The sequence below is a fragment of the Mycobacterium asiaticum genome, assembly GCF_001673315.1.
Taxonomy (GTDB): domain Bacteria; phylum Actinomycetota; class Actinomycetes; order Mycobacteriales; family Mycobacteriaceae; genus Mycobacterium; species Mycobacterium asiaticum_B.
Genome location: NZ_LZLQ01000024.1, coordinates 132,160 through 145,333, shown reverse-complemented (window position 1 = coordinate 145,333; position 13,174 = coordinate 132,160). Strand labels below are relative to the sequence as shown.

Sequence of the window (13,174 nt, the reverse complement as noted above, 5' to 3'; positions counted from 1 at the left end):
GGCGACGGGGCGAGCATCGTTCTGAAACGGCAAAATCCCTAGTCGTCGGGCGCTTGCCGACGCTTTCCGACGGCCGCCCGGCCAACCTGGATGTTGATTCTCTCTGCGCGAGAAGCTAGTTTTCAACGTATAGAGAGTTGGCGCATGCGGGGCTTGGTTGTGCTGGTCGGGGGCCGTCGTGCACCCGCGCGTTCGGATTGACCCGTGCGATCGGTTGGGTCGGACGGGGATTAGAAGGGAAGCGTCGTGAACAAAGAGGACATGATCCTGATCAGCGTGGACGACCACACCGTCGAGCCGCCGAACATGTTCAAGAACCACCTGTCCAAGAAGTACATCGACGACGCACCGCGGTTGGTGCACAATGCCGACGGTTCGGACATGTGGAAGTTCCGGGACACGGTGATCCCGAACGTCGCCCTCAACGCCGTCGCCGGACGGCCGAAGGAGGAGTACGGCATCGAGCCAACGGGGCTCGACGAGATCCGGCCGGGTTGCTACAACGTGGACGAGCGTGTCAAGGACATGAACGCTGGTGGCATCCTTGCTTCGATCTGCTTCCCGTCCTTCCCGGGCTTCGCCGGCCGGCTGTTCGCCACCGACGACCCCGAGTTTTCCATCGCGTTGGTGCAGGCCTACAACGACTGGCACATCGAGGAGTGGTGCGGCGCGTACCCCGCGCGGTTCATCCCCATGGCAATCCCGGTGATCTGGGATGCCGAGGCATGCGCCGCCGAGGTGCGCCGGGTCGCGAAGAAGGGCGTGCACGCGCTGACGTTCACCGAGAATCCGGCCGCGATGGGCTATCCCAGTTTCCACAACGAGTACTGGAATCCGTTGTGGGAGGCGTTGTGTGACACCGACACTGTGATGAATGTGCACATCGGCTCCTCGGGCCGGCTGGCCATCACCGCGCCCGACGCGCCGATGGACGTGATGATCACGTTGCAGCCGATGAACATCGTGCAGGCCGCCGCGGACCTGTTGTGGTCACGGCCCATCAAGGAGTACCCGGACCTCAAGATCGCGCTGTCCGAGGGTGGAACCGGCTGGATTCCCTACTTCCTCGAGCGCGCCGACCGCACCTATGAGATGCATTCCACCTGGACACACCAGGACTTCAAGGGCAAGTTGCCCAGCGAGGTGTTCCGCGAGCACTTCCTGACCTGTTTCATCAGCGACAAGGTCGGTGTGGCGCTGCGCAACATGATCGGCATCGACAACATCTGTTGGGAAGCCGACTACCCGCACAGCGACTCGATGTGGCCGGGCGCGCCGGAGGAGCTGTGGGACGTGTTGTCTATCAACAATGTTCCGGACGACGAGATCAACAAGATGACCCACGAAAACGCCATGCGCTGGTACTCGTTCGATCCCTTCACTCACATTTCCCGCGAACAGGCCACCGTCGGTGCGCTGCGCAAAGCTGCAGAGGGACACGACGTTTCCATCAAGGCTGCCGGCCACGACAAGGACAGCCGAGGCGGCTCGTCCTTCGCGGACTTCGCCGCCAACGCGAAAGCCCTTTCCGGCAACAAGGACTGAGCGGTCTCGTCCCCGGCGAGCAGACGCAAAGTCGCACTAGTTGAGCCCGCAATCGTGCGAGTGTGCGTCTGCTCGCGTTAGTAGGAGGTGCCCATGGGCGGCATGAATTTCGAGCTGACCGAAGACCAGGAACTCATCCGCCGCTCAGTCGCGGAACTGGCATCGAGGTTCGACGACCACTACTGGATGGAAAAAGACCAGGCGCACGAGTTTCCAACTGAGTTCTACCGTGCCATCGCCGACGGTGGCTGGCTGGGGATGACGATTCCCACCGAGTACGGCGGACACGGCCTGGGCATCACCGAAGCGACCATCCTGCTCGAGGAAGTGGCCAAGTCCGGCGGCGCGATGAACGCCGCCAGCTCGATTCATCTGACGATCTTCGGCATGCAGCCCGTGGTGGTGCACGGGTCGGAGGAAATGAAAGCCCGCACCTTGCCCCGAGTGGCGACGGGTGAGATCCACGTGTGCTTCGGGGTCACCGAACCCGGTGCCGGTCTCGACACATCCCGGATCACCACCTTCGCGAAACGCGACGGTGACCGCTATGTCGTCAACGGCCGCAAGGTCTGGATCTCCAAAGCGCTGGAGTCCGACAAGATCCTGCTGCTGACCCGCACCCAGAGTTATGACGAGGTCACCAAGAAGACCGACGGCATGACCCTTTTCCTCACCGACCTCGACCGCAGCCGAGTCGACATCCGGCCGATCAACAAGATGGGCCGCAATGCCGTCAGCTCCAACGAATTGTTCATCGACAACCTGGAAGTCCCGGTCGAGGATCGAATCGGCGAGGAGGGCAAGGGTTTCCAGTACATTCTGGACGGCTTGAACCCCGAGCGAATGCTGATCGCGGCCGAGGCGCTCGGGATCGGCCGGGTGGCGCTGGAAAAGGCGGTGAAATACGGCAACGAGCGTGAGGTGTTCGGCAGGCCTATCGGCATGAACCAGGGCCTGCAGTTCCCGCTAGCGGATTCGTTGGCCCGCCTGGACGCCGCCGAACTGATGCTGCGGAAAGCCACCTGGCTCTACGACAACGGCAAACCCTGTGGGCGCGAAGCGAATACGGCCAAGTACCTGTGCGCCGATGCCGGGTTCGCCGCGGCGGACCGGGCCCTGCAAACCCACGGCGGCATGGGCTACGCGGAGGAGTACCACGTCACGCGGTACTTCCGCGAGGCGCGGCTGATGAAGATCGCGCCGGTAAGCCAGGAGATGATCCTGAACTTCCTCGGTTCGCACGTCTTGAAACTGCCCCGCAGCTACTAGGTAGTTTGTTGTTCGTCGAACCAGAAGGATCGGAGCGAGCACATGCGTGAGACGGTCATCGTCGAGGCGGTGCGTACCGCGGTCGGCAAGCGCAACGGCGGGTTGTCGGGCATGCACGCCGCCGACCTCTCCGCCGTCGTCCTCAACGAATTACTGGAACGTACGGGGGTCAGCCCCGAGCGAATCGACGATGTGATCTGGGGTTGCGTATCCCAGGTCGGCGACCAGTCCAGCAATATCGGCCGCTACGCCGTTCTGGCCGCGGGCTGGCCGGAGAGCATCCCGGGAACCACGGTCAACCGGGCGTGCGGCTCCAGTCAGCAGGCGCTCGATTTCGCCGTGCAGGCGGTGATGTCGGGTCAGCAGGACGTGGTAGTGGCCGGCGGTGTCGAGGTGATGAGCCGGGTTCCGCTGGGAGCGGCCAGGGCAACCGGAATGCCGTACGGCCCGAAAGTCCTTGCCCGCTATGACGGTTTCTCGTTCAACCAGGGTCTGTCGGCGGAGATGATCGCCAAGAAGTGGGGGTTGTCCCGGACGCGGCTCGACGAATACTCCGCGCTGTCGCACGAACGTGCCGCGGCGGCTCAGGACAAGGGTGCTTTCACCGAGCAGATCGTTCCGGTGTTCACCGACGACGAGGCCGGGTTGGTGCACCGGGACGAGGGCATCCGCCGCGGAACCACCGTGGAGAAACTGGCTGGATTGAAGCCGGCCTTTACCGAGGACGGAGTGATCCACGCCGGCAACTCGTCGCAGATCTCCGACGGGGCGGCCGCCCTGCTGGTCACCACGTCCGAACTGGCGCTGGAAATGAATCTGACACCGATCGTGCGCTACCGCGCCGGCGCGGTGACCGGCGCGGATCCGGTGCTGATGCTGACCGGGCCCATACCGGCGACCGAAAAGGTGCTCGCGAAGTCCGGTGTGCGGATCGGCGACGTCGGCGTGTTCGAGGTGAACGAGGCATTCGCGCCGGTGCCGTTGGCCTGGCTCGCGGAGACCGGCGCGGACCCGGAACGGGTGAATCCGTTGGGTGGTGCCATCGCGCTAGGACACCCGCTGGGCGCGTCCGGCGCGGTGCTGATGACCCGCATGGTCCACCACATGCGCGACAACGGCATCCGGTTCGGACTGCAGACCATGTGTGAAGGCGGTGGCACGGCCAACGCCACGCTGGTGGAGTTGGTGAACTAAAAGAGCCCCGGTCCAGCCCTTGTCACGGCCGGTCAACCAACCTACTGTGTATTCACTAGGTTGGTTGTGATCGGTTCGACGAGGGGATCCGGTGCCCGAGGTAAGGCCGTACGAGACGCTGCTTGCCAAGGGTGAGGACCGCAAACAGCGCATCCTTGCCGTGGCGCAGCGGCTGCTGTCGCGCAACGGCTGGCGCAGCACGACTCTCGCCCAGATCGCCCGCGAGGCGGGAGTGACCCCGGCGGGTCTGCTGCACCACTACGAATCCAAAGAGCAATTGCTGCACGCGGTGCTGGACGCCCGGGACGCTGACGACGACACGCACTCCGATCGCGGCGGCGACCTGCTCGGGGAGATCGCGCAGGTCGCGGACCGGTTCAGCAGGGCGCCGGAACTTCTGGGCACATTCACCGTGCTCTTGGTGGAGAACATCGCACCCGATGCGCCCCTGCACGACCGCCTGGTGAGCCGGCAGCGCGACGCCACCAAGATCGTCGCCGACGGCATCCGCCGCGGTCAGGCCGCCGGGCGGTATCGCACCGACATAGACCCCGCCGTCAAGGCAGTGGAAATTCTCGCCTTCATCCACGGAATGGAAATGACATGGTTGCTGGATCCTTCGATACCGCTGGCCGAGGTGTTCAAGGAGTACGCGGAGACGCTGGCGCGCGACTTTTCCCCGCCCGGGACGCCCTAGAGGCCCTAGGCGCCCTAGACACCCAGAGCGCCCTAGACACCCAAGGCGCCCTAGAACCCGACATGAGGTACCGCCTGGATGTCGTCGCGTCCAGCGTCGTCGACGTGGTGAGGTTCGCCGGCGGATGGCTTTTCGATCGAGCGATGGCCGGTTGGGATGTCACCGTGTTGCTCACCGACCACCCCGACGACCGGCCCCTGCACATCCTCGGCGCCAAGACGCTCGATCTCGAGAGCGCATTGACGTCGGTCGGAACGCGTCCCCGTCCGCAGGCGCTGGCGGCCGCGGCGGACCTGCTCGGGTCGGACCCGCGGGTGCGCACCGGGGTGTTGCAGGCGCTCGATCACGGCGTCACCGAGGTCACGCTGTGGGGCAAGACCTGGCCGGCCGAACTGGACGACAGCGTGGGCCGGGTACAGCACCGGCTCAGCATGGCCGCGCAGACCTTCAAGGCAAAGGCGTTGGCCGCGGCCACGTCGAGGGTCAGTGCGATCAGCCCCGTCGAATCCTTTCGCAGCGGACTGTTGGCGGGCCACTCCGTGGCCGCCGATCTGCTCCCCGCCTGACGCCGCCGTCGTTGCACCGGTCGAGTGTGAATCCCACCACGCCAAACCGGCGTGTCGCGTCGCGGTATTCACACTCGGCGCACCGCCGCCGTCGTTGCGGTTCACCACGACCTATGGAAATGTAATGCTCATCTGTGAGAGGCGCATTCTCGCTAGGTGAGATTCGAACGGAGTTGACGACCCGATGGCAGACGACATCACCCAGCTGGACTTCTTCAAGGACAAGCAGCTCGTCGAGGACCCCTACCCGTACTACGAAGCACTGCGGCAGCAATGTCCGGTCACGCGCGAGAACCACTACGGGGTCGCCATGGTGACCGGCTGGGAAGAAGCCTGCGCCGTGCTGAATGACGCTCAGACGTGGTCGTCCTGCATCTCGGTGACCGGCCCCTTCCCCGGCTTCCCCGTGCCCCTTGAAGGGGACGACATCACCGGGCTGATCGAGCAGCACCGTGACGAACTGCCGTTCAGCGACCAACTGCCCACCCTGGACCCGCCAACCCACACCAATCACCGCTCGCTGCTGATGCGTCTGATCACGCCCAAGCGCCTCAAGGAGAACGAGGACGCAATGTGGCTGCTGGCCGACGAAGTGCTGGACGGATTCCTGCCGCCGGGCCGTGGCGACTGGATTAAAGGGTTCGCCGGGCCGTTCACACTGCTGGTCATCGCCGACCTGCTGGGGGTGCCGATGGAAGATCGGGACAAGTTCGTCAAAGGCATCCGCGAGCACGCGGGTGGCGGAGTCGGCGGCACGGGCAAAGAAGCGCTGGCGCACAGCCCGCTGAAATTCTTGTACGGCTTGTTCTCCGACTACATCCGGGACCGCCGCAGCGCACCCCGCGACGACGTGCTGACCGGTCTGGCGACAGCCACCTACCCCGACGGCTCCACCCCTGAGGTCGAAGACGTCGCCCGCGTCGCCAGCAACGTCTTCTCGGCCGGCCAAGAGACCACGGTGCGCCTGCTGGGCGCCGCGCTGCAAACACTCGCCGAGCGTCCCGACATTCAGCAGCAGTTGCGTGCGGACCGCAGTCTGATTCCCAATTTCATCGAGGAGTCGTTGCGCATCGAAAGTCCGGTCAAGGGTGACTTCCGGCTGAACCGGGTGCCCGCCAATGTCGGTGGAGTGGACCTGCCGACCGGTACCACTGTGATGATTCTGCAAGCCGCCGCCAATCGCGATCCGCGCCGCTTCGAGGACCCCGCGACCTTCGACCCGGCCCGCAAGAACGCCCGGCAGCATCTGTCGTTCGGCCGGGGAATTCACAGCTGCCCCGGCGCGCCGCTGGCCCGGGCCGAAACCCGGGTCGCAATTGAGCGACTTCTCGATCGAACATCCGACATCAAAATCGACGAGCAGGCGCACGGACCGGCCAATGACCGCCGCTACCAGTATGTTCCGACCTACATCCTGCGCGGATTGACCGAGTTGCATCTGGAGTTCACGCCGGTATGAAGGTCTGGGTCGACGACGGAACGTGCCGCGGTCACGGCATGTGTTTGACGCTGTGCCCGGAGGTCTTCAGCTTGACCGACGACGGGTACGCCGAGGCGATCAGTTCCGACGTGCCAACCGAATTCGAAGCCGCCACCCGGGAAGCCATCGCGTGCTGCCCTGAGCAAGCGATCAAGGAAAACTGAACAGCTACGCAGGCAAGGAGATTCAGTGGCCAAGGGATATGTAATTCTCACAGAAGCCATCAAGGACCCGGAGGGCATGCGGGCTTACGGGCAGGCCGCGGGAGCGGCGATGGGCGGTGTGAACATCCTGTCCGTGGACACCGCACCCAAAGTCCTCGAAGGCACTTGGCACGGCGATCAGACGGTGGTGTTGGAATTCGAATCGGTGGATGCCGCCCAGGCATGGTATGACTCCGAGGGCTACCAGAAGGCGGCCAAGCTGCGCCAGGCCGCAGCCGACTGCAATGCGGTCATCCTGGCCGGGTTCGAAATGCCGCCCGCCGGAAGCTGATGCAGCGGCTATTCGCTGATTGAGATCGCTTGCCGCGGGCACTGCCGCACGGCGTCGCGCACCAGTTCCTCGTTCTCCGGAGTGACTTCGGGTTGCAGGACGGTGAGCATGTCGTCGTCACCGAGTAGGAAGACGTCCGGGGCAATGCCCATGCAGACGCCGTTGCTTTCGCAAAGATCCCAATCCACTTCAATTCTCATCGCCATACCTACCGAATCACTCTCACCGGTACGTTCTTCCAGCCTGCGACGTTTTGCATCTGAACCCGGTTGCAACCCGCCCAGTCCACCTCGTAGCGTGGCATGAATTCCAGCAACTTTTCTAGTGCGATGGCACTTTCCATGCGGGCCAGTGCCGCGCCCAGGCAGCTGTGAATCCCATAGCCGAAGCTGAGGTTCAGCGCTTCGTGACGGTTGCGGTCGATGTTGAAGGTGTCCGGGTCGGTCCACACGGCGGGATCCCGGTTGGCCGCGCCGTTGATCAGGAACACCGGTTTCATGGCCGGAATCGTGATGCCGTGCAACTCGACATCTTTCGTCGAGCACCTGACCTGATACTGGGACGGCGCCTCGTAGCGCAGCAGCTCCTCCACGGCCGCGGGAATCTTGCTGGGATCGTCCAGCAGCTTCTGCCACTCGCCGGGGAACCGCGCGAAGACCACCGGTGCATTGCCGATCAGCTTGGTCACCGTCTCGGCGCCCGCACCGCCCAATAAGGTTGCGAAACCAGCTATCTCGATGTCGTCGAGTTTGGACATCTGCCCGTCCTCGCGCGCGATCTCTGCCTCGATCAGCTTGGTGAAGAGGTCGTCCTGCGGTTCGGCGCGACGCTGCTGCAGGATCCCGTAGTACAACATGCCGGTTTCGATGTTGGCCTGCATGCCCTTCTCGCCGGTCTCGACCTGCCCGGGCTCGCGGTGCAGTGACTCGTCGATCAGGTGGCGTACGCGCTGGGCATGCTCTTCCGGCACACCCAGCATCGTGGTGATCACCTCAACCGGGAACGGGCCGGAGAAGTCCTGCACCACGTCGAACCGGTCGGGATCGACTCTGCTGAGGTACTTGTCGATCTTCTTGCCCACCATCTCCCGCTGGGCCTGGATGGCGCGGGGCGTGAAGACCTTGTTCAGCAGACTGCGCATGTGCCGGTGGTCCGGCGGGTCCATGAAGATGATCGACTTCTGCTCCGGTGGCTTTCCGGTCCGCACCATCGAGAGGTCGATGCCGAAGGCCGACGAATACTGCTCGAAGTTCTTCAGCCCGGCGGCCACGTCTTCGTGGCGGGTCAGCGCATAGAAGTCGTACTCCTCGCTGTAATAGACCGGCGCTTCCTGCTGCATCCGCCGGTAGGTGTCCCAGGCGCCGTTGAAGAAGTCTTCGGAAAACGGATCGAAGACGACCTTGGACGTGGTGGTCATTGAACGCTCCTCGCGGATGAGCTGCTGGCTGAGATCATTACAGCTGAACGCCGGACTGTAACGCTAACGGTAGCGTTTTCTGGGCGCGGCGAAAAGGGAAAGACGGGTTCATCTGGCCACGTTCATCAGGGTCAGCGCGGCATCGGCCGCAGCGAGCACCGCGCCGCCGGAAGCCGATGCCTGTTCGGCGACGTCGGCCAGCAATCGGACGTCCTTCTGCAGCAACGTCCCGGCCAGGCCGGCAAGCCGTTCCAAACCGCCGACTCCGCCAATAGAGTTGAGCGCGAAGCTGTTCCCGCTGCTGCGCGAGACCACCGCGGCGAGCCGTTCGGGATCGACACCGAGGTCGCGGGCCAGTGCCAGCGTGGCGGCGGCGGTGCCGAGGTTCGCCGTGAACAACAGGTTGTTGAGCAGCTTGGTGGTCTGACCGGACCCCACGGCGCCCAGGTGAACGATCGCATCGGAGAAGCTCTCGAAGACCGGTCGGCAGCGTTCCACCACGTCGGCCTCACCGCCCACCATCACCAGCAAACGGCCCGCCGACGCCGCGGGGCCGCCGCCGCTGACCGGTGCGTCGATGATCGAAATGCGATACCGGTCAGCCTCTTCCGCAAGTCGGCGACAGGTGTCGGGGTGTACGGTGCTGTGCACCGCGATCACTCCGCCGGGTTGCATTGCCGACATCATCCCGCCCGCGCGGATGACTTCCCCGACGTCGGCGTCACCAGTTACGCACAGGCAGACCAGATCGCTCTGAGCGGCCAGTTCGGCCGGCGCGGCGGCGGATCGGGCCGCGGTGTCGGCGAACGGTTCGAGCGTGGCGGGCCGGCGCGCCCACAGCTTCGTCGGGAAGCCGGCCGCGATGATCCGCAGCGCCATGGGGCCGCCTTGGCTGCCCAATCCGATGAAACCGACGCGCATCAACCCGCCTCGCGGCCGGCGTCGTCACCCGCCGAACGCGCCGCCACGCATTCCGCGACGAACGCGAGCACTTTGTGGTGGTATTCGGCGGCGGACAGACCAAGGCTGAGGTTGTGCCCGGCCTCGGACTGCGTATTGCTGACGAAACGCGGTGCTTGCGAGAACATCTCGGCAATTTCGGCCAGGCTGTCTTCGTCGCCTCGATATACCCGGTCGTACTCGCCGAGGGTGAACCGCACCGGCACCCGCACCTGGGGTGCCAGTTCGGGGAAGTAGCGGTGTGGCCAGTTCAGGGCCACGTCCCGCTCGTATGCCGGCGAGGTAGAGGAGTTCGTGATCCCGCGCAGGATGTCCGGCGGATACAACCGCATCGGTTCCCACAGCAGCTCGCGCGTACCGGGTGGACGCTCCTTGACGGCCGCGGCCTTCATGATTTCCTTCGCGGCGTCGTGGTAGCGCCTGCCGGTACCACCCAGTTCCAGGCCTAGTAGGGCAGTGCTGCGGTCGTCAGGTTCGGCACATGCCATCCGTGTGGCGAGTTCGCAGCCGCCCGAGTGGCCGAGCAGGAACAATCCCGCGCCGCGTGGTTGCTCACCCAGCATGCGTTTCACTGCGCCGTAGGCGAGGTCGACGCGCTGCTCGGGGGTCACCACGGCCTCTGGGTACGCCGCAGAACTGCCGTGACCCGGCCGGTCGAGCGCGATGATGGTGAACCCGAGGGTGGGACCAAGTCGCAGCAACGACAGCTCCGGGTGCCCCGGGCAATCGAAGTAGACGGCCGAGGTCCCGCCGCCGTGAATGGCCAGGATGACGGCCTTCGGATCCTCGGCTGCCGCAACGACTCCCGACATGGGTACGCCGTCAACAATCACCACCCGCGGGCGGGGACTCATGCGCCGCTCGCCCCCGCAAGCGAGACGCGCTCCTCCGCATCGCTGCGCTCTGCATCGTCGCCGGCGGGGTTCATGCGCCGCTCCTCGGCATCGCTGCGCTCTGCATCGTCGCCGGCGGGGCTCATGTGTCTGTCCGCAACAGAATTGCGCCACTGGGTGTGAGCCCGCCGCTGCTGACCACACCGACCCGGGCGTCGGCGACCTGCCGTGCGCCGGCCTCACCGCGCAGCTGGGTCACCGCCTCATGGAGCAGTCCCATGCCGTGGGTTCGGCCGTGCGAGAGCTGTCCGCCGTGCGTGTTGAGCGGTATCGAGCCGTCACGGGCAATGTTCTTACCCCCGTCGAGGAATTCCCGCGCTTCCCCGATCCCGCAGAATCCCAGCGCCTCGATCCACGACAGGCAATTCATGGTGAACCCGTCGTAAAGCTCCGCCACGTCCACGTCGGACGGTTTGAGCGACGTTCGAGTCCAAAGGTGGGCGGCCTGGCCCAACACCTGCGGCTCGTGGGTCAGGGTGCTCTGGTCCCAGTCGATGCGCTCGACGATCTGGGTGCCCACCGCCTCCACCAGTACGGGCGGCTTGGCCAGATCGCGGGCGGCGTCGACCGACGAGACGATGACGGCGACGGCGCCGTCACACGGCACGTCGCAGTCGTAGAGGCCGAACGGTGTGGTGATGGGTCGCGCCTGCAGATAATCGTCCATCGTCATCGGGGAGCGATAGACCGCCGTGGGGTTGAGCTCGGCGTTGGCACGCTGGTTCAGCGCGATCCAGCCCAGCGTCTCTTTCGTGGTGCCGTATCGGTGAAAGTGGCGTTGCGCGTTCATCGCCAGGGTGTGCGCGGCTGACGTGGCACCGAACGGCCATTGCCAACTGGCGGTCCGGCCTCCGGACGGCACGATCTTGCCCTGCTTCATCAGCTCGTTGAAGGTGGCTTCCCACAGCGTCCGGAAACACAGCACGTGCCGCGCCAATCCACCGGCGACGGCGAGCATGGCGGCGATCACCGAGCCGCCCGGACCGAAGGTCTCGATGCCACCGTTGTGCCAGGTCGGCCGGATGCCGAGTGCCGCTTCCAGCGCGGTCACCCCGCCTTCGCCGAATCCACCCAGGTTGCCCCCGCCCGGGTAGGTGGACAGGCCGTCGATGTCGTCGAGCGTCAAGCCGGCATCGGCAACCGCCGCCTCGCAGGCTTCGACGGTCAGGGACAGCGGCGGCGCCATCAGCCGACGACCGATCCTGGACATGCCGATGCCGGTCAACGCGACCTTGTCTTCGAATTTCTCCGTCGTCAGCATCGGTCGGACGAATTCACCGAAGCGTTCCGGTGCGATCTCGTCGTCGGGCAATTCGGCTGGTTCGGCGTCAGCGATTGGCCGGAACAGCGGCAGCCACACGTCCTCGATGTGTTCGAACACCACTTCTACGGTCTGACCGAGCTCGAGTTGCTCAGGATCGGACTCGATGATGTTGGTGGTCAGCCGAATTCGCGGGTCTTCCACGATCGCCACCTGCGCCACCACATAGGGCGCGGGCATGCCCGGCAGGCTGAAGCGGTGGTTGACGGTGAACCCGGCCAGCGTCGCATTGCCCGAGACGGCTCGCACGCCGATCTCGCGGCTGCGGCAGTAGCGGCACACCGGTGCGGGCGGATGGATCAACGAGGCACAGGCCTGACATTCCTGGAACCGCAATGTCCCGTCGGCGCCAGACGTCCAGAAGAATTCGTTTTCATCGGTGACCAGCGGCAGTGGTCGTCCCGGTGCTGTCGACACGTCACCTCCGGAGTCGGGCGGCCTACGCGGTAGGCACATTATGCGAATCCGAGAATTACGTTATCATCTGCGGACAAGGACGAAGCGAACACCGGCGAGCGGGTTGATGTGACGGAGACGTTGGTTCAGGAGGCGCCGCGTCCCGGTGTCGTGGTGATCCGGCTAAACCGCCCCGAACGGCTGAACGCGATCAACGACGCGATGCTGGCCGAGTTCATGCACGCCTTCGCCGCCCTGGCCGACGCCGACTCCGACGCGTCGGTGAACGCCATCGTGATCACCGGTGCGGGGCGCGGCTTCTGTTCGGGCATTGACGTGCGCGACTTCGGGGCCGACGTGCCGTCGGCCACCGACCCTGCCATCGACCGGTTGCGGTTCCAGGAGGCGATGGCCTCGATACCGCAGGCGATCCGCAATCTGCCGCAACCGGTCATTGCGGCGGTGAACGGTCCTTGCGTGGGTGCGGGGCTGGCGTTGTGTCTGGCGGCCGACATCAGAATCTGCTCCACGGCAGCAACATTCGGCAATGCGGCCATCCTGTTGGGTCTTTCGGGCGCGGAAATGGGAATGAGTTATCACTTACCGCGGATTGTCGGGACCAGTGTTGCCGCAGACTGGATGCTCAGCGGGCGCACGGTGTCTGCCGCGGAGGCAGACCGCCGCGGGTTGGTGAGCCAGATCGTGGAACCGGAGCGGCTTTTCGACCATGCGGTGGAGATGGCTGGGCAGATTGCCGATCTCGCGCCGCTCGGTGTGCGCATGACAAAGCGTGCGCTGCAGGTCAATACGGATGCCGCGGGGCTTGGACCGGCGATCGAGCTGGAGAACCGCAACCAGGTGCTCACGCACGCCACCGAGGAGGCCGCCGCGCTACGGCGCAAGTGGTCGCAGTGAGCTTGCCGGGCGTTGACTCTGCGCTC

15 protein-coding genes are annotated in these 13,174 nt (G+C 64.9%); 9 read left to right on the top strand and 6 right to left on the bottom strand.

All coding sequences use genetic code 11. The features are described from left to right. Window positions 1-246 precede the first annotated feature (246 nt). The 8 genes from A5636_RS04460 (at window position 247) to A5636_RS04425 (ending at window position 7,246) form a co-directional block, all read left to right on the top strand. The gene (locus A5636_RS04460) at window positions 247-1,545 is read left to right on the top strand and encodes an amidohydrolase family protein (protein WP_065157476.1); all 1,299 of its coding nucleotides are present in this window, start codon (window positions 247-249) and stop codon (window positions 1,543-1,545) included. Between the two features lie 102 nt (window positions 1,546-1,647). Next, window positions 1,648-2,814 carry an acyl-CoA dehydrogenase family protein gene (locus tag A5636_RS04455; RefSeq protein WP_065157555.1) on the top strand — a complete coding sequence of 389 codons (1,167 nt, stop codon included), beginning with the start codon at window positions 1,648-1,650 and terminating at the stop codon, window positions 2,812-2,814. Window positions 2,815-2,856: 42 nt separating this feature from the next. Continuing rightward, window positions 2,857-4,008, top strand: a complete 1,152-nt coding sequence (locus A5636_RS04450) for a thiolase family protein (protein WP_065157475.1) — start codon at window positions 2,857-2,859, stop codon at window positions 4,006-4,008. A 91-nt stretch (window positions 4,009-4,099) separates the two neighbouring features. Next, window positions 4,100-4,705, top strand: coding sequence for a TetR/AcrR family transcriptional regulator (locus tag A5636_RS04445; protein ID WP_065157474.1), 606 nt, complete (start codon window positions 4,100-4,102; stop codon window positions 4,703-4,705). 62 nt (window positions 4,706-4,767) lie between these two features. Next, on the top strand, window positions 4,768-5,271 hold the full coding sequence (locus A5636_RS04440; protein ID WP_065157473.1) for a hypothetical protein: 504 nt from the start codon (window positions 4,768-4,770) through the stop codon (window positions 5,269-5,271). A 184-nt stretch (window positions 5,272-5,455) separates the two neighbouring features. After that, entirely contained in the window at window positions 5,456-6,730 is a 1,275-nt protein-coding gene (locus A5636_RS04435; RefSeq protein WP_065157472.1) for a cytochrome P450, read from the top strand. Next, a complete protein-coding gene (locus A5636_RS04430; RefSeq protein ID WP_065157471.1) occupies window positions 6,727-6,915 on the top strand; it encodes a ferredoxin in 189 nt (62 codons plus the stop codon). Before A5636_RS04435 ends, A5636_RS04430 begins: the two co-directional genes overlap by 4 nt. A gap of 25 nt (window positions 6,916-6,940) precedes the next feature. Continuing rightward, a complete protein-coding gene (locus A5636_RS04425; RefSeq protein ID WP_065157470.1) occupies window positions 6,941-7,246 on the top strand; it encodes a DUF1330 domain-containing protein in 306 nt (101 codons plus the stop codon). 8 nt (window positions 7,247-7,254) lie between these two features. Here the strand turns inward: A5636_RS04425 and A5636_RS04420 are convergent, their stop codons facing one another. From A5636_RS04420 to A5636_RS04400, 6 genes are all read right to left on the bottom strand, one after another. After that, window positions 7,255-7,452 carry a ferredoxin gene (locus A5636_RS04420; RefSeq protein WP_065157469.1) on the bottom strand — a complete coding sequence of 66 codons (198 nt, stop codon included), beginning with the start codon at window positions 7,450-7,452 and terminating at the stop codon, window positions 7,255-7,257. A 2-nt stretch (window positions 7,453-7,454) separates the two neighbouring features. Further along, on the bottom strand, window positions 7,455-8,663 hold the full coding sequence (locus A5636_RS04415) for a cytochrome P450 (protein WP_065157468.1): 1,209 nt from the start codon (window positions 8,661-8,663) through the stop codon (window positions 7,455-7,457). A gap of 108 nt (window positions 8,664-8,771) precedes the next feature. Next, complete coding sequence (locus A5636_RS04410; protein WP_065157467.1) at window positions 8,772-9,584, bottom strand: NAD(P)-dependent oxidoreductase; 813 nt, start codon at window positions 9,582-9,584, stop codon at window positions 8,772-8,774. Then, the gene (locus A5636_RS04405; protein WP_065157466.1) at window positions 9,584-10,477 is read right to left on the bottom strand and encodes an alpha/beta hydrolase; all 894 of its coding nucleotides are present in this window, start codon (window positions 10,475-10,477) and stop codon (window positions 9,584-9,586) included. Before A5636_RS04405 ends, A5636_RS04410 begins: the two co-directional genes overlap by 1 nt. After that, entirely contained in the window at window positions 10,474-10,602 is a 129-nt protein-coding gene (locus A5636_RS27535) for a hypothetical protein (protein ID WP_301336678.1), read from the bottom strand. The genes A5636_RS04405 and A5636_RS27535 overlap by 4 nt, the downstream gene beginning before the upstream one ends. Further along, window positions 10,599-12,293 carry a thiolase C-terminal domain-containing protein gene (locus A5636_RS04400; RefSeq protein WP_172827151.1) on the bottom strand — a complete coding sequence of 565 codons (1,695 nt, stop codon included), beginning with the start codon at window positions 12,291-12,293 and terminating at the stop codon, window positions 10,599-10,601. The genes A5636_RS27535 and A5636_RS04400 overlap by 4 nt, the downstream gene beginning before the upstream one ends. 69 nt (window positions 12,294-12,362) lie before the next feature. Here A5636_RS04400 and A5636_RS04395 point away from each other — a divergent pair, with 69 nt between their 5' ends. Beyond that, the gene (locus A5636_RS04395) at window positions 12,363-13,148 is read left to right on the top strand and encodes an enoyl-CoA hydratase/isomerase family protein (protein ID WP_065157464.1); all 786 of its coding nucleotides are present in this window, start codon (window positions 12,363-12,365) and stop codon (window positions 13,146-13,148) included. Window positions 13,149-13,174: the final 26 nt, after the last annotated feature.

Bases quoted from the DNA above. Each gene is read 5' to 3' on its own strand.
- A5636_RS04455 (WP_065157555.1), top strand. From the start codon at position 1,648: ATGAATTTCGAGCTGACCGAAGACCAGGAACTCATCCGCCGCTCAGTC.
- A5636_RS04450 (WP_065157475.1), top strand. From the start codon at position 2,857: ATGCGTGAGACGGTCATCGTCGAGGCGGTGCGTACCGCGGTCGGCAAG.
- A5636_RS04440 (WP_065157473.1), top strand. From the start codon at position 4,768: ATGAGGTACCGCCTGGATGTCGTCGCGTCCAGCGTCGTCGACGTGGTG.
- A5636_RS04435 (WP_065157472.1), top strand. From the start codon at position 5,456: ATGGCAGACGACATCACCCAGCTGGACTTCTTCAAGGACAAGCAGCTC.
- A5636_RS04430 (WP_065157471.1), top strand. From the start codon at position 6,727: ATGAAGGTCTGGGTCGACGACGGAACGTGCCGCGGTCACGGCATGTGT.
- A5636_RS04420 (WP_065157469.1), bottom strand. From the start codon at position 7,452: ATGGCGATGAGAATTGAAGTGGATTGGGATCTTTGCGAAAGCAACGGC.
- A5636_RS04415 (WP_065157468.1), bottom strand. From the start codon at position 8,663: ATGACCACCACGTCCAAGGTCGTCTTCGATCCGTTTTCCGAAGACTTC.
- A5636_RS04410 (WP_065157467.1), bottom strand. From the start codon at position 9,584: ATGCGCGTCGGTTTCATCGGATTGGGCAGCCAAGGCGGCCCCATGGCG.
- A5636_RS04405 (WP_065157466.1), bottom strand. From the start codon at position 10,477: ATGAGTCCCCGCCCGCGGGTGGTGATTGTTGACGGCGTACCCATGTCG.
- A5636_RS27535 (WP_301336678.1), bottom strand. From the start codon at position 10,602: ATGAGCCCCGCCGGCGACGATGCAGAGCGCAGCGATGCCGAGGAGCGG.
- A5636_RS04400 (WP_172827151.1), bottom strand. From the start codon at position 12,293: ATGTGCCTACCGCGTAGGCCGCCCGACTCCGGAGGTGACGTGTCGACA.